This window comes from Oceanobacillus neutriphilus (assembly GCF_014645515.1).
Lineage (GTDB): Bacteria > Bacillota > Bacilli > Bacillales > Amphibacillaceae > Oceanobacillus > Oceanobacillus neutriphilus.
Window position 1 is genome coordinate 470,672 of record NZ_BMLW01000002.1, and the last position, 20,688, is coordinate 491,359.

Here is a 20,688-nt window from a genome sequence, read left to right on the forward strand (position 1 = left end):
TTTTTTATCTATATTTTAATAGTACAACGAGCTGGTTCTTACGGCTAATGCCTATCTGAAAACAGGTTTATGCTTCAAAAGCATGTTTCATCCTTTGAATAAATTCATTGACTACCGGTGAGAAGGAACGATTCTTTTTCCACGCAACAACACATTTTGTCTCCATTTCCGGTGACAAAGGGACGAAGGTTACATTTCTTGCGTTTCCATTTATAACAGCACCCTCTATCGCTAGAGCGGAGCCTACTCTGTTCTCCACCAAAGAAAAGACGTTAAAAATTAAATTGAAGGTGCCTGCAATATTCATGCGCTCCACAGGAATCCCCATCCAATCAGCTATCATTTTCTGTACTTCAGTTCTGCCGGAACAAAGCAGGGGAACTCCTGCTAAATCCTCTGGGAGCATGTACTTTTTCTGAGCTAAAAAGGAGTCATTAGAAACTAAAACTCCCCATTTTTCTGTTCTTGGCAATGTCATTCGTTCATACTTATCCAATGCTATCGGTTCCAGCAAAATGGCGAGGTCAATCAATCCTTTATCCAGTTTTTCAGTAATGTCATCACTTGTTCCGCTAAAAATATGAAATGTTACCTGCGGATAATCACTGACCATTTCTTCTAACATCATGGCCAGGGTATCTGAGTTATCCGCTTCCACACAGCCGATAGAAATATGCCCGCTGAATAATTGCTTCTTTTGGTCAAAAAATGCCTGTTCTGTTTTATCCGTCAAAGACAGAATTTCCTCTGCCCGATCCTTCAGGAAAACACCGGCTTCTGTCAAATGCAATTGTTTTTTCTCTCTGTAGAACAGCTCTGTTCCCAGCTCCTCTTCCAATTCCTTCAACTGGCGGCTTAGTGTAGGCTGTGTAATATGCAAAAGTTCTGCAGCTCGTGAAACACTTCCTTCTTCCGCAATCGTCCAAAAATATCTTAAAATCCTTATTTCCATTGTCATTACTCCCTGGTTATTTTAGTCAGCTTCATGTTCAACATTGTGTTGGGATGTTACTTCTTATTATTAAAGTTCCTGGAGTTACAGGGCTCCACTTCCTCTTTTTATTTATACTGTTTATTTCACTATATAGCCTATAGTTAACTCTAAGTCAAAAACGAAACCAATTACATTAAAAATACCCTTAACATTTAGAAATAAACTCTAACATCAAGGGTATGCTTTACTGTTTAATAAGAATTATTTACTTTTCCGCCAGCTGCATAATTACTTTATTTTATCCTCTAAATTTGCCAGGAATTTTGCTGGGTTTCCTCCAACAATTGTATCCGGCGGAACATCCCTGGTAACTACTGATCCTGCCGCAACAACAGAATTTTCGCCTACTGTTACGCCAGGCAGAATAGTGGCGTGAGAACCAATCCATGTTCTCTCCTTCAATTCAATCGGTTTAAGGTACATGGTTCCTCTATTTAAGGGATTATAATCATGATTTATGGTTGCAAAAACAACATTATGTCCAATTAAGCTCCCGTCACCGATAATGATTCGTCCCTGGTCCTGGAATCGGCATCCAGAATTAATAAATACATTTTTCCCTATCGTCAGGTTCTTTCCAAAATCAGAAGTGAACGGTACAAATAAAGAAAAACCGTCATCTAATTCCTGCCCGATAATTTGAGATACCTGCTGTCTGATTTCTTCATCCGTATAAACACCATTATTTAGGATGGCGCATAAGCGTCTCGTTTCATTTGATACTGCAACCATCGCTTCATTGACTTCTGAACCGCCCTGGATTACACCTTCTGCATCCATTTTCGATAAGAGTTCTTCCAATTCCATAGTAACCCTTCCCTTCCGGCAGTAATTTTATTCTATTAGCTGCTCAGACTAAATCCTGTAATGTCTATACTTCCCGGCTGAACTTACTTTCATTTAAACATAGCATGATATTCTTTATCATGATTTCATAACGCTTTTTCTTATTGATTAGTCTTTCCAGTTAAATAAGATTAATATGGATAAAGCCAATAAAAACTCAATAAGCGGCAGTTTTTCCACGCCGTTGAAGGCCATTGCAGAAATATGCTCTTCTCTTCACATAAAATAATCCGCCTATACAAACAATTTTTCTAAGTTAGGCGGATTCTCAAATCATCTATTCATTTTTTGGTAATATTTTTACTGTAGCACTCACCGGTCCTTTTCCAATCATAGGTGTCAGATATCTGCTGGAGCTATACTTTTCTTTATACGCTTGATTAATTTTTTCAGTTAGTGCAGAGTCTGATTCTACCGGTTCGAAAAAGACACCATATTCCTGACCTGCTAATTTTATTTTTCCCGCTCTTTGTTTCACTGCTGATTGATACCATCTGGAATTCTGCCCATTGTAGGCCCTGACATATAAATCATTATCTGCTGCCACAGACCAGATCCACGTTGGCGTTCCAGGAGTTTTTCCATCCTCATAAAATGGCGAGATATACATATCATCGGCTTTTGAAAATATTTGAAGCTGCACTTGTGTCCAATTATTTCCCATTATGTTTCATCTCCTTTTTTAGTTTAGTTATTATGTTAACACCTAAAGTCGACTTTACGTCAAGTAATTGGATTATGGATTCTTGAAAAGTAATTCTGAACAGCTGATTTTAGTCGGCCTTCCTTTACTTTAAACCGATGTTGACTTATCGTAGGGCGTGACGTGAAATCTCTAAAGTTTGGCGCTCGGAGCTGGACTCGGCTACTTTTCTATAAATAGTCATCCACAAGGCAATAATTATATAATTTCCTATGCCACGAGAACAAAAGCGCAGAGCGCCTGCTTAAAAACGTAGAGATTGGAGCGGCGCAACTGAGATAAAGGAAACACGGTGAGGTGACGAACCGATGTTGACTTATCGTAGGGCGTGACGTGAAATCTCCTAGTTTTTGGCGCTCGGAGCTGGACTCGGCTACTTTTCTATAAATAGTTATCCACAAGGCAATAATTCTATAATTTCCTATGCCATGAAAAAACCATGGAAAGCAGCGTGCTCTCCATGGTTTCTATTTTCACCCGTAATGAATCGGTCCATTTAGTCCAAGCGGAATACCAAGCCACATTCAGACAATCAGCATAATTGTCCAGCCTATCAAGATGAAGATAGAGTATGGAAGCATCATCGAAACCAAGATACCACTAAAGTTTACCCTGCCAATAAGGATTTCCTTGCATTCCCTGCCATAGATCACTATGCTCTATTCCATAAGCAAGCTGCAGCAGGCGGTGCTCTTCACCTTTTCCTGCCATTACCTGAACACCGATTGGCAAGCCATCCTCTGTCAGGTAAAGCGGCAGCGAGATGGCAGGCTGTCCTGTCAAATTAGCAAGCTGTGTAAATGGTGTGTATGTTAAGCTTGGTAAAAACATGTCGTAAATAATACGCTGCTTTTCTTTTTCAACGGCCATTCTTTCTTTAAATTCCTGCTCCATTTGTTCCGTCATCGTCAGCTCTCCAACTTTCGGGGCCTGGGAAGCAGTTGCCGGAGAAATATAGAAATCATACGTCTGATGAAAAATAGCCATGATTTCAGCTGCTCTATCCCATGATGCCAAACTGTCAGAGTAATCTGCAGCTGAAACGGATTTCCCGGCTTGATGCAGCAGCCAGGATTCTATCTCCATATCCTCTGCAGTTAAAGTGGCTCTCATGGCTTTCTCCAGCCCTCGAACAACCGAATTCATTTCACCGCTGTTCATCACATAATAATCGCGCATTAATTGTACACCATCAACTGGTGCTTGTTTTTCTTCCACAATATGGCCAGCCTGTTCCAGATAACGGACAAATTGCTGCACTGCTTTTTTCGCATCCTCTGAAACGGGAGTCCCTGCCGGCGATTCTGTGCTAAAGGCAATCCGCAGCTTTTTAGGAGGTTTTTCAGACAGGATATCTCGATATCCCTTTTCATATAAGGCTGTCTGAAAAGCGGCATGCGGCTCAACAACCTGTAATTGATCCAGCATTGCAGCGCAATCCCGAACCGTTTTGGTTAATACGAAATTAATAGATGCTCCCTGCCACTGTCTGCCTACTCCCGGGCCTACCGGTGTTCTTCCCCTTGTCGGCTTCAGCCCGACTAACCCGCTGAAGGATGCAGGTATCCGGATAGATCCGCCTCCATCACTTGCTCCTGCAATCGGAATAACTCCAGATGCTACTGCAGCCGCAGCTCCTCCGCTTGAGCCTCCTGGAGAATAGGCTTGGTTCCAAGGGTTTCTTGTCGGACCATACAGCTTTGGTTCGGTAATATTTTTCAAGCCAAACTCAGGACTATTTGTATGCCCCATAAATAAAAATCCTGCATCCCGAAATTTTTTCACAAAATAATTATCATGCTTTTCCACATGATTCTGTAAAAGCTTTGAGCCGGAGGTTAATTTTTCACCTTCGATAGATTGAGATATATTTTTCATCAAAATAGGCACACCTGAAAATGCTGCGTGCTGAACAGGAAATTGATTTGCTTCTTTTTTTGCAGCTTTCTCCCGGTGATGTGTAATCATATTTAATTGCGGATTAACTTGATGCAGTCGTTTAAAAGCAATATCCATTAATTCAGATGGTTGGACCTCTTTACGTTGAATAAGCTCTGCCAAACCGGTCGCATCATAATTTTTATATTCATGAAACTGCATCTTCTCACTCCTTTTACAGCTAACTATTTTTACCAGCTGCCTGATTATACAGGCAGCTGGCGGGTCTCTTTTATGCTTCCTTTGTTAGAATTGGTGTTGCCAGCCCATCCACACCGACAAGACTCAAAATAAACAAGAAATGCTTTTGCACAGCAAGATAAGCATCCTCAGGATCGAACCATTCTTTTAATGTATGTGTACCGCCTGCTTGCCCGCCTAAACCGGAAGTAACAGCAGGAATGCCGAGACTCATCGGATAGTTTGCATCTGTACTGACAGGCTCGCCATATACGGGTTCCTTTCCTACACCTTTAATTGCTTCCGCAAGGGCCTGAACAATAGGTGCCTCTTTACTTTGTGACGCCGGCGGGCGGTTACCAAACTTTTCAACCTTTACAGTCATAGAATCCTTGCCCCAGCGCTCATTTTCTTTCTGGCATGCAGCTTCCACAATGGCAAGGAATTTTTTATCAAGCTCTATTAATTCTTCCATGGAGTTAGAGCGCAGATCGACCTCCATCGATGCCTGCTCAGAAATTGCATTTACAGAAGAACCGCCTTCAATCGGCCCGACGGAGAAGGTTGTCTTCGGATTTGTCTTCGTTTCCAAATCTGCAATTGCCGCAATCGCTCTTCCCAAGGCATGTGTTGCACTTGGTGTACCAAAATCACCAAAGCTGTGTCCGCCTTTTCCTTGAAAAGTAATACGATACCGGAAACTGCCTGTCCCCAAATAGATTATTGACTCTAAATGAGAACCATCAACGGAAATATAGCCATCCGCTTTATTTTCCTTAAAATATGCCTTCACCCCGCGCAGATCTCCGGCTCCTTCTTCGCCGACTGTCCCGCCGATAATAATATCACCAACGGTTTTCAGATTGGAATCCTGTAATGCCCGGATAACTGCTAATACTTCTGCTAACCCTCTTGTATCATCTCCGATACCGGGAGCATGAAGCTTGCCGTCTTTTTCTATTACAGTTGTATCTGTCCCCTCTGGAAAAACGGTATCCAGATGTGCTGAAACAACCAGGACTGGTCCCTCTCCTGTACCGCTTCTTTTTCCAAAGACATTTCCTTCTTCGTCCATATGTACGTCTTCTAAATCATAATCTTCTAATAATTTTTTAAATGCTTCTGCCCGTTTCTCTTCCTTAAAAGGCGGAGCAGGGATTTCTGTCAGCATTTTCTGCTGCTCGATGGTCAGGCTGTCTTCTTTCTTAATTTGTTCTAATGCCTTCCTGACATTTTCATCTGCGAGAATTTTTTTCATTTGTTCTGAAATAGTCATGAGCTTCTCCTCCAATAATTTCATATGCTTTTTAATTTATGGAACAAACCTTATCCAACTCCATTTTAGCGTATTTACAGCATAAACGATACAGTTATAATCTCCTAAGGAAGGTCCTGATAAGGCGTTACTTCTATTTAAAGCTTGAACATCTGAAGATTCTGCCAAAAAATTCAGCCGCCTTCGTAAGTACTTTACGGTCTCCAGATACATGCCTGAATGCCTTAAATAATGTTTTTAATCTGATAAATAGGGCACCCTTTAAACATAAACTATACTTTTTAAACAACCGTTTTTTTATCCGTTAAAAGCATGCTTCAGCATAGATTGGGAGATGAAATAATGAATAAACGTTTAATTGACTGGCCTACTTTCATATGCGCACTAGTTATCCTGTTTAGTGTTGTTATTCCTTTAACTTTATTTCCGGAAGCAGGCGCAGCTGTCATTAATCAGGCAAATGAATTCATCACAGGAATTTTCGGTATTCTATACTTATTATTAGGGCTGGGCGCTCTTATCTTTTTATTGTTTGTGTCTTTTAGTAAAAACGGTAATATCAAGCTCGGTGCGAGAAATACCAAAAAAGAATTTGGCACATTTTCATGGGCCGCCATGCTTTTCTCAGCAGGTATTGGATCCAGTATTTTATATTGGGGTATGATCGAATGGGCGTACTATTATCAGGGACCTCCATTTGGCATTACGCCTGAATCCGAAGAAGCGATCAACTGGGCGGCCAGTTATGGAATGTTTCACTGGGGGCCAATTGCATGGGCATTATATACATTACCTGCATTACCAATTGCTTACTTTTACTATGTCCGGAAAAAGCCCATTCTTAAAATTAGTGAAGCTTCCAGACCGGTAATCGGAAAATATGCGGATGGGCCGCTGGGTACTTTAATTGATGTCTTATTTATTTTCGGTTTGCTTGGCGGAGCAGGAACGACCCTGGCATTAGGGACTCCGATGATTGCAGAAGGAGTCAATCATGTGACTGGCATTCCTGTATCTTTGGGAATGCAGGCAATCATTATGTTAGTTTGTACAGCGATTTTTGCGGCCAGCTCTTATTCCGGGATAAATAGGGGAATTAAAGTACTCAGCGACTTAAATATATGGCTTGTCCTGTTTTTATTAGCTTTTGTATTTATTTTTGGGCCAACCTTATTTATCAGTGAAATGACCTTCACAAGTCTTGGCCGAATCGTTAATAATATTTTTACAATGGCTACCTGGCTTGAGCCGCTTGCTTCCATACCAGGATATAATGCGACGAACTTCCCGGAAAGCTGGACAATCTTCTATTGGGCATGGTGGGTTGTGTATGCTCCATTTGTCGGGCTTTTTGTGGCAAGAATCTCCCGGGGAAGAACTATCAAAGAAATGACACTGGGTACATTAATTTATGGAACACTCGGCTGTGTACTGTTCTTTGGAATTTTAGGAAACTATGGCCTTTATCTGCAGCTGTCACAGTCATTTGATGTTATTGGCTTTATGAACGAGTATGGTGCATCAGCTGCAATTATAGCCATTTTAGATCAGCTGCCGATTTCCTGGTTTATTATTCCAATGTTCACGATTCTCGCTATTATTTTTCTGGCAACAACCTTTGACTCTGCTTCCTATATTCTGGCAGCCGTTGCTCAAAAAAGACTTATCGGCGGTGAACCGCTCCGCTGGCATCGGATTTTCTGGGCATTTACGTTAATGATTTTACCAATGGTGTTAATGTTTATCGGTGGACTGGAAACATTACAAACTGCCAGTATTGTTGCCGGCTTCCCGGTCATTTTTATTATGATTCTGCTGGCATGGTCATTTATGCGGGCTTCTACGGAAGATTTAAATAAGCAAAGAGATGCAAGAAAACCGGAATCAATTACAATTGATAATATTGATCGTTAATTTTATCGCAATATAACTGGTTGCAGCTTCTCTTTATCCTACTTTTCCAAAAAATAAAAACGCACCTGTGCTTCAGAGCTTTGTACTGCTCTCACAAGTGCGTTCTTCTATCATTTTTTAGCAATTATTTTATTTTCTCTAAAGCATGCTCTGCCAGTGTTTTAGGTTCTTTCCAAACCATTGCAACTGCAATACCTGCCATGAGCACCATTGCTGCAAAATAATATGGATAATTTAAATTTATATCAAATAAAATCCCGCCGACAATAGGTCCAAATACATTTCCGATACTGGTAAACATGGAGTTCATACCGCCTACGAATCCTTGTTCATTTCCAGCTACTCTGGACAGATAGGATGTAACAGCCGGTCTTAATAAATCAAAACCGATAAAAACAACAATTGTTACAAATAAAATCATTGCATAGCTTTCTACAACTGTCATTGCTGTTACAAGAATGGCAGAGAAAATCAGACAATAACGAATCAGACGAATTTCTCCCCATTTATTTGTCAATCTGCCAAACAGGGCAACCTGGGCAATCGTTCCAACAACTGCTCCTCCAGTAATAATAATCGCAATATCCTTTGGCGTAAATGCAAATTTATGATCTACAAACAAAGAAAATAACGATTCAAATGAAGATAAACCGAATGCTGTTATAAATATAACAATGAACGCAATAAAGTACATTGGAACAAAGATTCTTCCCAAGCCGGGCTTTCCCGCTCCAACTTCTTCTTTTTGTTCCTCATGATTTCTTTCAGGTTCGCGTAATGTAATCGTTGATAGAATCGCAGTAAATAATGCTAAACCTGCAGCTGCAAAAAATGGAATTCTCGGACCTATTTCTGCCAGCAATCCACCCAGCCCGGGACCGATAATAAATCCTGTATTTATAGCCGCTGACATATAGCCAAGCGCTTTCGGTCTGGATTCAAGTGTTGTGATATCTGCAATAAATGCAGTAACTGCAGGCATTATAAAAGCAGCACTCACTCCACCTAAGATTCTGGAAATAAATAGAATTTCTACGGTATTACCAATAGCGAATAAAAATTCACTAAAACTAAAAATTAAGAGTCCGATAACGATCATGCGTTTACGTCCAAACACATCAACCCATCTTCCAGACAGCGGTGAAACAATAAGCTGCGCAACTGCAAAGGCTGCTACCAAATAACCTACAACGGAACCGGACAAATTCATCTCATTCATAATGGTTGGTAATACTGGAATAACCAGACCAATACCTAAAAATGCAATAAACAAATTCATCAGCAAGATAGACAGCGTCATATTTTGTTTTTTCATCATTCATTTCTCCTTAACTATAAATTTCATTTATAACCTCCCTTAGGAATCTGATACATCATATCACAACTTTTTCATTTCAGATATACTTTTGCTCAAAATTTTTATACCTATTTTTCTGTTATCATTTTCTCCTGTATACAAAATGCATGTTTCTAAATAAACAGCTAAAAATCCTTTTGTCATGGCGATATTCCTACCATCTCAAAATGTATAAAAAAAGATTGCATTGGTTAATCATGCAATCTTTTCCCGAGAAAATTTTTATTAAAATTTATGTTCAAAAAGTACGATGAAAAGGACCAATCGGCCCAGACCGTAACATCGTGTTACAACGCCGACACTAGCACGTCCTGTGCGTCGAAAGTTTAAGGCGACGAGCTTTTTACGAACGGACTTCCACAGGATGCAGTGACTTCCGCGTTGCTCACACGACGTGAGCGTTCTTAGTAGAAGATCCTCTTATCGCCGTGTCATTTTTGCTGGACTTTTTGAACATCCCCTTAAAATTCTACTTTTACCCAGCCGCGCAGACTATTCACCAGCCAAACCTCTTCAAAGGACGGAATGTCTTTCTTCCAAATAGTTTTTTCTGTTATTTTTCCACGCTCCAGCAATTCTTCTCTGTAAGTTCCGGCAAGCAATCCGGAAGAAACCGGCGGTGTATAGTATTCTCCATACTGTTTAACAACTAAATTACCGATCGTAAACTCCGTCAACTGCTCCTCTTCATTCCATAAAAGAACATCAAATGATGTACTGTCCTGCTCTCGAAAAGCATTATAAACCTGTCGATTGGTTGTTTTATAATAATAAAATATATCCTTTCGATTAATGGGGGATGATGCTAAACTAACTTGCTTCACATCATTTGGTTCTTCATAATGTGCTGTGAATGTTATATCAATCTCTCCATCCTGCTCCAGCAGAAGACGCACCCGGTGTGTGCCAGAATATTTTTTCATCTTTTCCTTCAAATGCTGTTCTATTTTTTTAATCGGGTAAGGATATTGAAACTGATCTGCTGCCCGCTCAAGTCTGGCCAGATGCCGGCTTAGGCGGTGAATCTGTGTTCCATCATATTTCATTGTTTCTAAAAGTTGAAATGCAGGTGAAGCTCCTTTTAAAATAGCAGCTTTCGCCAATGCTTCTTCATACTCTGCTTCTGTCTCTGAATCCCACGTAATACCTCCACCTACCCCATAGGCTGCGTTTTTACCATTCTCCATCCATGCAGTCCGTATGGCAACATTAAATAATGCTTCCTGGTCTGGCGTGATAAAACCGATACTTCCGCAGTAAATCTCTCTCGGGGAAGCCTCCAGCTGTTTAATAATCCTCATTGTACTCTGCTTTGGCGCACCGGTGATAGAACCACAGGGAAATAACGCTTTAAAAATATCAAAGCTGCTGAGGCTTTCTTTTAGTTCTGCCTTAACCGTTGATGTCATTTGATATACGGTAGGATATTCCTCAATTTCAAACAGCTTTGGAACCTGGACAGAACCTGGTACAGCGATTTTAGATAAATCATTCCGCAGCAGATCAACAATCATTAAATTTTCTGCCCGATCCTTTTCCGATTCAGAAAGCATACTTTTATTTTGGATATCTTCTTCTGGTGTCTGTCCCCGTTTCATGGTTCCTTTCATCGGCCTGGTGCGGATATACTGCTTTCTGCGTTCAAAAAACAGCTCCGGGGATGCGGATATAATTTGATAATTGCCTATTTGTAAATGTGCACAGTAATTTGCCTGCTGTGCGCCTGATAATTGTTCGTATAATAAGTCCGCGTCCACCGGCCTGTCAGCTTCCATACGGACGGTATAGTTCACCTGATATGTATCTCCCTCAGCAATGGCAGCTTTTATTGATTTGATATTTTGCTGGTACTGCTGCTTTTCTGTGGTCAGCTGCCAATTTACAGGAGGATAGGACCGATTGGCTGCCGGCTTTGAACTTTCCAGCTCCATTTGCTTAAAAACACCCATAATGATAAGAGGCAGGCTGCCTTTTCTATGTGTTATAAGATTTTTATCAAATGCAGCCGCTGCTTCATAGGAAATATAACCAGCCAGATAATAGCCTCTCTGTTGGTATATTTCTATTTGCTCAAATACATTGCTGACCTCAGCGTGCGTATTTGCAATTAAAATTTTTGCCGGGTTTTCAAAAATACGGCGTACACCTGCTTCTTCTTCAAAGGAAAAATCAAAAATCATTTTAGTATTATCCATCATTTTGCAGCTCTCCTGCCTTTTGTGTGGTTGTTACTATTATAACGCAATTCGATATCCTCGTTTTCAGTATCGGAATACAATTCATTAAAAGATTCCTTTTTTTATTAGAGGCTTAAAACTATTTCCATCTAACAAATTAACAGTTCCAATTTTGTAAATAGTTAGCTTATATGGGTTATTGTTTCCTTCACTGTCCACGCCGCCAACTAGTTACTTTCTCTATTATACTTTCAAAAACAAATCAATCGAAAGTATTTAAACCTCTTTCTTTTTCTAGCAATTTTCTAAATTCCAACAAACGTTCTTTAATATTTTTTTCATTATAAAGATTTGATTTTAAATATGCCTTTCTTTGTTTTTTTCATCAAGATTTTTGAATATCTCATTATATTTATCTTCATATAAAAAACCTAACTGTTCCAGGATTTCTCCAATATTCGAAGTGGATGAATAACGATCTTTTAATGCAAATACACGCTTGTTATTTAAGCGTGTGCCATTGATATAAATAGAGTGTGAATTATGCATTTATTTGTCGAACGATTCATTACATAGTTTAAAGGGTAATCTCATACACAGAGCGAATTTAATTAAGTATAACAAATACTATTTTAGAGGTTGTATTATGAAAAAATTTTACCTGTTATTATTTATTATTCTTTGTTTACTTCTCAGTAGTTGTAATAGTCAAACAAATTCTTCTCAGGATTTACCGTCTAATTTAACGCTTAACCAAGCAATAAATTTAGCTTACTCCGATGCTTTAGACTGGAATAAAAAAGCTAAATTAATTGACGCAACCAGTATCGACAGTGATGAAGAACAAACCGGAGGAGACGGTAAACGTAGATATTGGAACATAACTTTTGGGGTTCCCGATACAAATGATCTTTTTTTGGTGAATATACATGATGCAAAAATAAATGAACATGCCGAATTTCCAAATGAAGGAGAAGTACGCACAGAAAATTACTTTGTTAAGGATTTATCAGATATTAAATACGATAGTCCAGAACTATTAGAAAAAGCAAAAGAAATCACAGAGTTATATCCTGGAGATGTATTTGCAAAAGGGTATAATTTCGGACTTACCACTGATCCGGAAAAAAATCTGGTGCTGATTAAAATCGTCGGCTGGGATGAAGAAAGAAAAAATATGAAATATGTTCTGTTTAATGGTGAAAATGGGGAACTTTACGACGAATTTGAAAGGGAACAATACCAATGAGGAGGAATCATTAAGATGAAAAAAATGTTTTATACAATTATTTTTAGTACAATTTTAATTAGTAGTATTTTTACTCCAGAAGCACAGGCTGCTACTACGCACGCTTCCCAAGATGTAACTGCATATACTGGGAGCACCAATGGAAGCGGAGGAATGCTATTCCCAAACAAAGCCTATTCAACAGTGGCAGTTCATCCAAAGAAAAACAGCAGCACTCCGATATATCCTTATGGCACACAAATCAAGACTAAATCGCCGTTAAGCCTCAATGGGTATGGATCAAAATCCACTTTTACCATTTCGGATACAGGGGACATATTATATAAAAGATCAACCTATTGGTTTGATGTATATTTTGGAACCAGCACTACTACCAATAAAAATAATGCAAAGAAGTTTGGCGAGAAAAAAGTAACGTATACGGTATATGACTAAAATTGGATAGGTGTTAAAAAATAAAGAGTGTCAGGCGGCACTCTTTATTTTGTAGTATACGTATGAAGAGATTTTCACCCGAACTTTATGTACTCTTGCTCAAGTTTAGCAAAATCGCAACACATATTGTTAATTCTACGGATATTCTTCTTTGTTCTTAGTTCATGCAATTTTTGAGCTTTTTTAACGATTCGGTCCCGTTTGCTGACTACCTCTATGGATTGCTTCATACCATAGATCCACTGTTTGACTGGCATTTACAAGAACTAAATGTAATAACATGAACAAGCGAAATATTTCTACCATCTATTTTTGTGATATCTCCGAGATGAAGCATATTAGGAAAATGCTTTTTCGTAATTACAATAGTAGCTTTTTCTACTTCACTTGCTAAACAGGTTACACTCTATAACAGGGAGTAGCTAAAGGAAATACGTCGATTTCATTAAATAAACTTCCTAAAGTAGGAAAGTTTTATGTCCAATTACGACCTTTATTTAGTTTATTAGAGGTTCATTTTTATAAGAAAAACCAATAAATTCTCAAAATAATTTCCAATTATGAAATAAAAAAATCGACGTTCATTTTTCGGAACGATTAAATTTATAAACTTGCTTATTATTGAATTTTTATTTTGTTATGTTCCCTAATACCAGATCGATTCCCGATGAAACATTAACATAGTGTTTTAACACTTTTTCACGTCCATTTTCACCATCTGGTATAAATTAGTAACGATTGTGAAACACCTTGGAACTAAGGATCTCTACATAATTTTCCGTTGTACCGAAACTACAACCTCCACATACATTGCATCAGGAAATTATTTAGCAGCGCATAGCCGTGTTCTGTACATACAGATTCTGGATGAAATTGGATTCCTTCAATTGGATAAGTTTTATGGCGGATCCCCATTATTGTTCCATCCTCTGTTGTTGCAGTCACAGTAAGGATATCCGGCACCGTATCCGGCTGAATGCTTAAGGAATGATATCTTGTCACCATAAAGGTTTTAGGAAGCTGTGAAAATACACCGTTCTGATCGTTCAGGATACGAGATTGCTTCCCGTGAACAGGAGCATTTTTTATCACTTCTGCACCAAAGGCTTGTCCAATCGCCTGATGTCCAAGACAAATACCAAGGATAGGAATCTCTCCTTTAAATTGGTCGATGACTTTCAAGGTTATACCAGCTTCCTGCGGTGAATGCGGCCCCGGTGATAATATTATGGAGTCAGGCTTCCACTGTTTAATTTCTTCTATGGTCAGCTGATCATTATATCTCACAACAACCTTCTCACCTAAATGCTCCAGATAATGCACAATATTGTAGGTGAATGAATCGTAGTTATCAATCATTAATAGCATTTATATGCCCTGCCTTATCTGCTAAAATTTTATCTTTCTATTTTGAAACCTCTTCCTCATCCATCGGCTCCCATTTGTCCTTGAAAGCCTGAATGATGTGAAGTAATTCATTTTTTCCCTTAATCTCATAATGTTCTTCATGATCATTCACATCTAGATTCCCATCTTTGTCAACTGTCATCGTATAGCTTTCTTTAGAGCCTTGGAAGAGAAGCAGATACCCCGTGCTGACAAATTCATCTCCTTTTTGGAGCTCCATCGATTCAGAAGCTTCTAAAACCTTATTAATATCATCTTTTTCAGTCAGCGAAATTGCTTTTGGTTTTCCTGTCGGCTGCACTTCATATATCATAATTTCTTTAATTTCATTTGCTTCATTTATATTAGAAGGTAATACCTGCGCAAACAGTTTACTGTCACCCTCAAATTTTCCGACGAAGAAAAATATTCCCACTGCAATCAGCAATGAAATAATAAGTATCTTTTTCATGCTTACTTCCACCTTTACTTAACTGTATATTGATTGTCTGTTTTTATTATTCCAGCTACTATCATCATTTTTAACTGTTATGCTATGCTTCCTATGATTAACAACGCCGTAAGCTATTAGGAAAAACATTTTTCTCGTACCGTGTTTAGATTAATTAAATTAAACCTGTATTATCTTCTACGTCATTATACGGCAAGAAAATCTATTTAGCATCCCGAAGTCATATAAGATAGGATCTAGAATCATTATATATGCGTACTTAGGAAGTTGCCAAATTAGAAATCAGAAAGGTAATGATTATGTGACTTTTAACTTTCTCATCGTTAGACATTTATTTTCCCATATGCCCTATGAGTTATTTTATTTCAATTATCCATACTATAACTTCTCGTATTTTTTATTTTAATAATAGAAGGAGAGTAATGAATTTGCAGAAGTAATTGTTCAGTCATATATTTAGAAGAATATTTAAAATTCTGCTCTATCCAAAAATCTAACATTCCAATTAGTGAATATGCTTCTATACGAGAATATAGATATTTATCGATGTCCTCGAATGACTGTCCTGTATACTCAAACTCATCTTTAAAAACGTTTTCAATCGCATAACAAAGCTTTTGCTGGAATCCTGGAAACAGATTACTATCGAACAATAATGAAAATATAGAAGAGTTACTTTCTACATAATCAAAAATTTTTATCATATTACTCGTTAAATGTTGAATATTAAGTGTACTTTTCCCCTTTTTATAGGGATCCCGGAATGAACTTATAAAACCGTTTAGAGCGTTGTCCATAATATCATTTAATAAATCCTCTTTATCTATATAGTGAACATAAAATGTTGTTCTATTATAATTTGCCAGTTTTACAATATCTGTTACAGTAATAGATTTTATATTCTTCTTATCTTTAATTAATTCTAAACATGCGTTTTTAAAGTCTCTTTTAGTTCGTTCTATACGACGATCTGTTTTATTACTCATATTTATGTCCCCCATCTTTTTTCTTAAAAACAACATATTCATTGCTTTTGTTTATTTAACGTTACATTTGGCGTTTATTTAGTGATTGAGAGCGTTTTATAAATACGATTATACTAAAAGTAACAGGTTCTATAAAACCGGGATCTTGTTACTGGTTTTGAAAAAATTAAACGGTTTAATTTAAGAACAATAAAAGGGGGATTTCATTATGAAATTATCTGGAAAAACAGCTATAGTAACAGGTGCTGGTTCAGGTATGGGGAAAGCTATTGCTGTCCTGTTTGGACAAGAAGGAGCGAATGTAGTAGTTGCAGATATTAATCAAACGTCAATTAATAGCGTAGTGGATGAAATAAATGCTAAGGGAGGACAGGCCACTGGCGTTGTTTCAAACGTTGCACAACAAGAAGATGTTGATAATATGATTCGTACTGCAGTTGATACTTTTCATTCATTGGATGTATTAGTTAATAATGCGGGGGTTATGGATAATTTTACTCCTGTCGGTGACGTAACCGACAAACTCTGGGAACGTGTGCTGGCAGTAAATCTTACAGGTCCTTTTAAAGCAGCCCGCGCAGCTATTAATGTTATGAAAAATCAGGAAAGCGGCGGAGTAATAATCAATAACGCTTCTGTTGGTGGCTTATATGGTGCCCGCGGAGGAGCTGCTTATATCGCAGCCAAGCATGGTTTAATTGGATTAACTAAAAATATTGCTGCAACATATGGAAGTTTTGGAAATATACGAGCAAATGCAATTGCTCCAGGCGGAGTAAATACAAATATTCAAAGCACCATTACGGAACCACATGAATTAGGATTAAAAGCACTTACTGCAGCAGGTTCAGGTCCATCAGCAGATCCTGTACAAATTGCTCGGGTGGCTGTTTTCTTAGCTTCAAACGATTCAGATTTTGTAAATGGAGATGTAATTAAAGCCGATGGCGGCTGGACAGCCAGATAATTATTATAGTTGTTTTGGAACAATCGTTCCTACATTATTACAGAATAAGATTTATAGATGTATAAGAAAAGAACAGGGGCATACCACTCCCCTGTTCTTCCCTACTTCGCAATTATATTGTTATTTTTAATTTCATACACATGATCTGCCACGTTTTCGATAAAGGCAGCATCATGTGAAACAAAAATAATTGTTCCTGGATAAGCTTCAAAAAATGATTCCAATGCTTTCGTTGTCTGGATATCCAAAAAGTTTGTCGGTTCGTCTAACAATAAAATATGAAAGGAGCCAAGAAATAATCTGCACAGCTGCAGCCGGATCATCTCACCGCCGCTTAAATAACGAAGCTTTTTATAAATATCATTTCCTTTAAAATACATAGCGTGAAGAACACTGCGTAAAAACCCTTCCTCATAATCCGTCGTTTCCTTCAGGCTATTCAGTACTGTCTTATCCGACTTTTCCTGATAGGCAAGCTGTTCAAAGAAGCCGAAATTCACTTTAGGAGAAATCTCCAGTCCTTCCCGGCGCTGATAAATCGCCTGAAGCAGGGTGCTTTTTCCAGAACCGTTCGCTCCAGTAATTGCGATTTTTTTGCCTAATGGAAATTGAAAACGGACCTTCTCCAAAAGTGTTTTCTCACCAGCTTTCAGGGTCAATTGATTTCCCATAACCGGAAATGAATGATGCAGCTCTAATGCCTTGGAGCGATGAAATGTGATTGGTCGTTCATGCTGCACAGCATCAACCTTTTCCATTTGCTCCAGCCGTTTCTCCATTGCTTTGGCACTTTTTTGCATCGATTTTTGGGAAACATCCTTAGGCTTTGTAGCAAACATCCGATTTACACCCTGCTTTTTTCGGGCATTTGCTTTCTCGCCCTTCATCATTTTGGCTGCCTTTTGCATTTTATCCTGTGCAGCAGCTTCTAAACGGGCTTTCTCCTTCAGATATTGTTCATGTGCATCCTGCTGCTGACGTTCTTCTAATGCCTTCTGCTCTTCATAATCCGTATAATTTCCGGAATAAACATAAATATCTCCATCCCGGATTTCCCAAATTGTCGTGACCAGCTGATCCAAAAGTTTACGGTCATGGCTGATTAAAACAAGCGTCCCATAATAATTTTCCAGTTCTCTGCGCAAGTATCGTATTCCCTGCTGATCAAGATGTGTTGTTGGTTCATCAATCAGTAATGCTTCGTTATAATCTGCCAGGAGCTGTGCAATTTTTAATTTGGTCTGCTCTCCACCGCTGATACCTTCTTCTAAATCAGGCACCTGAAGCTTGCCTAAAACCTTTGGATCCGGCGCTTCTTCACCAGGTGTTTCCATTTGCTTTAAATAAGCAAAGTCCGCATGACGGTGAATTTTTCCTTTTGCCGGTTCTAATTCACCGGCCAGCAGGCGGAGCAGGCTTGTTTTTCCTGCCCCGTTTGGACCGACAATTCCGATCCGGTCCATAAAATGAATGGCTAAACGGTCGATGGAAAAGATCTCCCTGTCTAAATACGTTAATTCGACATCTTTTATTTCAAATTGAATGTTTTGCATTTTTGCTACCTCCGAGATTTTGAATTCCCCGTATCGATAGCCAGAAACTGTATCGATACGAGCTTGTGTTTTCTTATAACAAGCCCGTATCTATTAAAAGAACAATAGCATCTGCATAAAAATCCCCCTCACGTTTATTTTTGTCAGAACGAATGCCCTGCTTTCCCTTTAAAGAAATAGAAGTTTTCGTTATATCTGTGTTTAAAATTATAAAAAAAGAACAGCAAATGGTCTGCTGTCCTTTTTACATACTGCATTCAGGAAAAAGATATACCTTGTGTATACCTTTATTATAATAGCTGAAAAAAGACAGACGACTCCTATTTCTCTGCTGGAGCAAAAAAAAGCACAGGCAGAGCTTGAACATATTATCAAATTAGTTGTTCAAGTCAAGGAATCGAAATCTCATCTTCAGCACATTTTCCCTTCCGTTCTATATTTACTTTTTTATTATAAGATAGTTTGAAGGAATACGTCAAATGGTTCTCTTTTCCAGAAAACAAGTATTTTCACAGCTCAATCATCGGCTCCTGTTTATTCTGTTTAGCTGCCTCTTCTTCATAAGAATGTGCACTATACGGAACGCCAATATCACGGGCAACTGCTTCATCATAGGAAACAAGATCATCCTTTTTCACCTCGGACAAGGCGGTTTTTCCCATAATTCGAATGCCCTCTTCCATTTCTTTTGTGGAAGCATTGATAAAATTGACCAATGCCTTCGTTCCTTCCTGTCTGTTAAAATCATCCTTGTATTTGCCGTCATACCAGACAACCTGCGTAGGCGGCTCAAAGGGAACAGCCTTTAAAACCTGCTTATGAGACAGAGTAAATAATACTACGGATCCTAAATAAACAGCATCTGCACCTAATGCAATTGCTTTTAAAAATTGACCTGCGTTAAACATACCGCCTGAAATAACCAGGCTGACATCCTCTCTGGCTTTCCGTTTTTGCAGATGCTGATGGGCGCGTTGCAAACCATGAATAGTCGGGATGCCAAAATCCTCTGATAAGATCGGCGGTGCTCCATGCGTTGCCGCCTGCGCTCCGTCCACAGCAATATAATCTACACCGATTTCTAGCAGCGCATCTATGTCTTCTTCAATTTTCCCGCCGGCACCAATCTTGGCTCCAATCGGAACACCATCTGTCATTTCTTTTAGCTCCTGAACAAGATTTTTAAAATCCTCCAGGGTTTGATTCTCAAAGAAATGATTATGGATAATCGCTTCTTCGCCATCATCTAAATTTAACACCTTCCGTATATCGCCCTGCAAATCCTCAGCTGGTATAACAACGCCTGAGCTCATTAACGCTCCCTGCCCAAATTTAATTTCAATCATGGAAGCTTTTTTAATCAGCTCTTTTTCCTTCGACCAGCTTGTCTTCGAAAATTGCAATATATAATTATCTGTGCCGTCAATTTCTTCCTCCATTACCCCTCCTTCACCGGAATTAAGCGCTGTGCCAAGCTGGTTCACCGCATCAACCAGTGCCAGTCTTACTTCCTTGCTTAATGCAATCCCATATGCCATTCCGCTGATCATTAATGGAATATCTAATTGCATTGGCTTCTTGGCTTTTGGGCCGATAGTTACTTTCATATCTATTTTCTCCGTGTACTCCGTTGGAAATTTAGCAGCCTGAGCCGGTATAAAGGTCAGCTTTTCAAAATCCGGCCATGTTTTTGCAGAACCGAGCGGCCGATGCAGGACATCTCCAGATTCTGCCCGCAGATTATTCTCAAAGGTCCGTTGGAATCCCATATGCCTAAAGCCTGTTACCATTTCAAATATATTCTCCTGATAACGGTCCTCCATCAGAATTTTCCCGAATTTATAAACCATCCTCTTTATTAGCTGCCTCCGCATAAGAAACATCATTAGCCAGCCAACGATAAACAGGATCAGCAGAATAAGAATAAATATGTCAAGCATCGTCTGTACACTCCTTTTACTTCAATTCAACTACCATATCGTTTGTCTAAAAGTTCCCCTCCCCAATATTGATTGGTCCGTATCGTTATCTCCCGCGGAACAGGGATTTTTATTGTTATATATGATTATCAGCAGCGAATTAAAAACATTCTATATCTAAACTTCATGATTTTTTGTTCTTACCTCTCATTTTCTGATTCTCTTCATATCTGCTATGCTTCCATGGCGGGTCCCCGTATTGATGCAGTTTTTGATTCACCTTATAAATAACGTATGGAATCAATAAAGACAATATGGTGCATAACAAAATTAAGT

At 38.8% G+C, this 20,688-nt stretch carries 18 protein-coding genes; 4 read left to right on the forward strand and 14 right to left on the reverse strand.

Annotated elements, in window-relative coordinates:
• Positions 1–67: 67 nt before the first annotated feature.
• From IEX29_RS05385 to IEX29_RS05405, 5 genes are all read right to left on the reverse strand, one after another.
• Positions 68–952 carry a LysR family transcriptional regulator gene (locus tag IEX29_RS05385; RefSeq protein WP_188733416.1) on the reverse strand — a complete coding sequence of 295 codons (885 nt, stop codon included), beginning with the start codon at positions 950–952 and terminating at the stop codon, positions 68–70.
• Between the two features lie 270 nt (positions 953–1,222).
• The gene (locus IEX29_RS05390) at positions 1,223–1,801 is read right to left on the reverse strand and encodes a DapH/DapD/GlmU-related protein (protein WP_188733417.1); all 579 of its coding nucleotides are present in this window, start codon (positions 1,799–1,801) and stop codon (positions 1,223–1,225) included.
• 316 nt (positions 1,802–2,117) lie between these two features.
• A complete protein-coding gene (locus IEX29_RS05395; RefSeq protein WP_188733418.1) occupies positions 2,118–2,504 on the reverse strand; it encodes a DUF2255 family protein in 387 nt (128 codons plus the stop codon).
• Between the two features lie 639 nt (positions 2,505–3,143).
• Positions 3,144–4,643, reverse strand: a complete 1,500-nt coding sequence (locus tag IEX29_RS05400) for an amidase (protein WP_188733419.1) — start codon at positions 4,641–4,643, stop codon at positions 3,144–3,146.
• Positions 4,644–4,713: 70 nt separating this feature from the next.
• Positions 4,714–5,937, reverse strand: a complete 1,224-nt coding sequence (locus IEX29_RS05405) for a M20/M25/M40 family metallo-hydrolase (RefSeq protein ID WP_229720108.1) — start codon at positions 5,935–5,937, stop codon at positions 4,714–4,716.
• A gap of 342 nt (positions 5,938–6,279) precedes the next feature.
• Between IEX29_RS05405 and IEX29_RS05410 the strand changes: the two genes are divergently transcribed.
• Positions 6,280–7,851, forward strand: a complete 1,572-nt coding sequence (locus IEX29_RS05410) for a BCCT family transporter (protein WP_188733421.1) — start codon at positions 6,280–6,282, stop codon at positions 7,849–7,851.
• Between the two features lie 124 nt (positions 7,852–7,975).
• Here the strand turns inward: IEX29_RS05410 and IEX29_RS05415 are convergent, their stop codons facing one another.
• From IEX29_RS05415 to IEX29_RS26590, 3 genes are all read right to left on the reverse strand, one after another.
• Positions 7,976–9,166, reverse strand: a complete 1,191-nt coding sequence (locus IEX29_RS05415) for an MFS transporter (RefSeq protein ID WP_188733468.1) — start codon at positions 9,164–9,166, stop codon at positions 7,976–7,978.
• Between the two features lie 503 nt (positions 9,167–9,669).
• On the reverse strand, positions 9,670–11,406 hold the full coding sequence (gene pabB, locus IEX29_RS05420) for an aminodeoxychorismate synthase component I (protein ID WP_188733422.1): 1,737 nt from the start codon (positions 11,404–11,406) through the stop codon (positions 9,670–9,672).
• Positions 11,407–11,742: 336 nt separating this feature from the next.
• A complete protein-coding gene (locus IEX29_RS26590) occupies positions 11,743–11,934 on the reverse strand; it encodes a hypothetical protein (RefSeq protein ID WP_229720109.1) in 192 nt (63 codons plus the stop codon).
• Positions 11,935–12,031: 97 nt separating this feature from the next.
• Between IEX29_RS26590 and IEX29_RS05425 the strand changes: the two genes are divergently transcribed.
• Both IEX29_RS05425 and IEX29_RS05430 read left to right on the forward strand, forming a co-directional pair.
• A complete protein-coding gene (locus tag IEX29_RS05425) occupies positions 12,032–12,634 on the forward strand; it encodes a hypothetical protein (RefSeq protein ID WP_188733423.1) in 603 nt (200 codons plus the stop codon).
• Positions 12,635–12,649: 15 nt separating this feature from the next.
• On the forward strand, positions 12,650–13,069 hold the full coding sequence (locus IEX29_RS05430) for a DUF8837 domain-containing protein (protein WP_188733424.1): 420 nt from the start codon (positions 12,650–12,652) through the stop codon (positions 13,067–13,069).
• A 74-nt stretch (positions 13,070–13,143) separates the two neighbouring features.
• Here the strand turns inward: IEX29_RS05430 and IEX29_RS27205 are convergent, their stop codons facing one another.
• The 4 genes from IEX29_RS27205 to IEX29_RS05450 form a co-directional block, all read right to left on the reverse strand.
• Positions 13,144–13,326, reverse strand: a complete 183-nt coding sequence (locus tag IEX29_RS27205) for a type III toxin-antitoxin system ToxN/AbiQ family toxin (protein WP_373290647.1) — start codon at positions 13,324–13,326, stop codon at positions 13,144–13,146.
• Positions 13,327–13,861: 535 nt separating this feature from the next.
• A complete protein-coding gene (locus IEX29_RS05440; protein WP_188733426.1) occupies positions 13,862–14,437 on the reverse strand; it encodes an anthranilate synthase component II in 576 nt (191 codons plus the stop codon).
• Positions 14,438–14,474: 37 nt separating this feature from the next.
• Positions 14,475–14,927 carry a hypothetical protein gene (locus tag IEX29_RS05445; protein ID WP_188733427.1) on the reverse strand — a complete coding sequence of 151 codons (453 nt, stop codon included), beginning with the start codon at positions 14,925–14,927 and terminating at the stop codon, positions 14,475–14,477.
• A 365-nt stretch (positions 14,928–15,292) separates the two neighbouring features.
• Complete coding sequence (locus tag IEX29_RS05450; protein ID WP_188733428.1) at positions 15,293–15,913, reverse strand: TetR/AcrR family transcriptional regulator; 621 nt, start codon at positions 15,911–15,913, stop codon at positions 15,293–15,295.
• Between the two features lie 208 nt (positions 15,914–16,121).
• Between IEX29_RS05450 and IEX29_RS05455 the strand changes: the two genes are divergently transcribed.
• Positions 16,122–16,880, forward strand: coding sequence for an SDR family oxidoreductase (locus tag IEX29_RS05455; protein WP_188733429.1), 759 nt, complete (start codon positions 16,122–16,124; stop codon positions 16,878–16,880).
• Positions 16,881–16,981: 101 nt separating this feature from the next.
• Here the strand turns inward: IEX29_RS05455 and IEX29_RS05460 are convergent, their stop codons facing one another.
• Together IEX29_RS05460 and IEX29_RS05465 are read right to left on the reverse strand one after the other, a co-directional pair.
• Entirely contained in the window at positions 16,982–18,433 is a 1,452-nt protein-coding gene (locus IEX29_RS05460) for an Msr family ABC-F type ribosomal protection protein (RefSeq protein ID WP_188733430.1), read from the reverse strand.
• 509 nt (positions 18,434–18,942) lie between these two features.
• A complete protein-coding gene (locus IEX29_RS05465; protein WP_188733431.1) occupies positions 18,943–20,373 on the reverse strand; it encodes an FMN-binding glutamate synthase family protein in 1,431 nt (476 codons plus the stop codon).
• Positions 20,374–20,688 lie beyond the last annotated feature (315 nt).

What these genes read in the sequence shown, in the direction of transcription:
- IEX29_RS26590 (WP_229720109.1), bottom strand. Translation starts at nt 11,934, where the DNA reads ATGCATAATTCACACTCTATTTATATCAATGGCACACGCTTAAATAAC.
- IEX29_RS05465 (WP_188733431.1), bottom strand. Translation starts at nt 20,373, where the DNA reads ATGCTTGACATATTTATTCTTATTCTGCTGATCCTGTTTATCGTTGGC.
- IEX29_RS05440 (WP_188733426.1), bottom strand. Translation starts at nt 14,437, where the DNA reads ATGCTATTAATGATTGATAACTACGATTCATTCACCTACAATATTGTG.
- IEX29_RS05405 (WP_229720108.1), bottom strand. Translation starts at nt 5,937, where the DNA reads ATGACTATTTCAGAACAAATGAAAAAAATTCTCGCAGATGAAAATGTC.
- IEX29_RS05415 (WP_188733468.1), bottom strand. Translation starts at nt 9,166, where the DNA reads ATGAAAAAACAAAATATGACGCTGTCTATCTTGCTGATGAATTTGTTT.
- IEX29_RS05455 (WP_188733429.1), top strand. Translation starts at nt 16,122, where the DNA reads ATGAAATTATCTGGAAAAACAGCTATAGTAACAGGTGCTGGTTCAGGT.
- IEX29_RS05445 (WP_188733427.1), bottom strand. Translation starts at nt 14,927, where the DNA reads ATGAAAAAGATACTTATTATTTCATTGCTGATTGCAGTGGGAATATTT.
- IEX29_RS05425 (WP_188733423.1), top strand. Translation starts at nt 12,032, where the DNA reads ATGAAAAAATTTTACCTGTTATTATTTATTATTCTTTGTTTACTTCTC.
- IEX29_RS05460 (WP_188733430.1), bottom strand. Translation starts at nt 18,433, where the DNA reads ATGCAAAACATTCAATTTGAAATAAAAGATGTCGAATTAACGTATTTA.
- IEX29_RS05410 (WP_188733421.1), top strand. Translation starts at nt 6,280, where the DNA reads ATGAATAAACGTTTAATTGACTGGCCTACTTTCATATGCGCACTAGTT.
- IEX29_RS05450 (WP_188733428.1), bottom strand. Translation starts at nt 15,913, where the DNA reads ATGAGTAATAAAACAGATCGTCGTATAGAACGAACTAAAAGAGACTTT.
- pabB (WP_188733422.1), bottom strand. Translation starts at nt 11,406, where the DNA reads ATGATGGATAATACTAAAATGATTTTTGATTTTTCCTTTGAAGAAGAA.
- IEX29_RS05400 (WP_188733419.1), bottom strand. Translation starts at nt 4,643, where the DNA reads ATGCAGTTTCATGAATATAAAAATTATGATGCGACCGGTTTGGCAGAG.
- IEX29_RS05430 (WP_188733424.1), top strand. Translation starts at nt 12,650, where the DNA reads ATGAAAAAAATGTTTTATACAATTATTTTTAGTACAATTTTAATTAGT.
- IEX29_RS05390 (WP_188733417.1), bottom strand. Translation starts at nt 1,801, where the DNA reads ATGGAATTGGAAGAACTCTTATCGAAAATGGATGCAGAAGGTGTAATC.
- IEX29_RS05395 (WP_188733418.1), bottom strand. Translation starts at nt 2,504, where the DNA reads ATGGGAAATAATTGGACACAAGTGCAGCTTCAAATATTTTCAAAAGCC.
- IEX29_RS27205 (WP_373290647.1), bottom strand. Translation starts at nt 13,326, where the DNA reads ATGCCAGTCAAACAGTGGATCTATGGTATGAAGCAATCCATAGAGGTA.
- IEX29_RS05385 (WP_188733416.1), bottom strand. Translation starts at nt 952, where the DNA reads ATGGAAATAAGGATTTTAAGATATTTTTGGACGATTGCGGAAGAAGGA.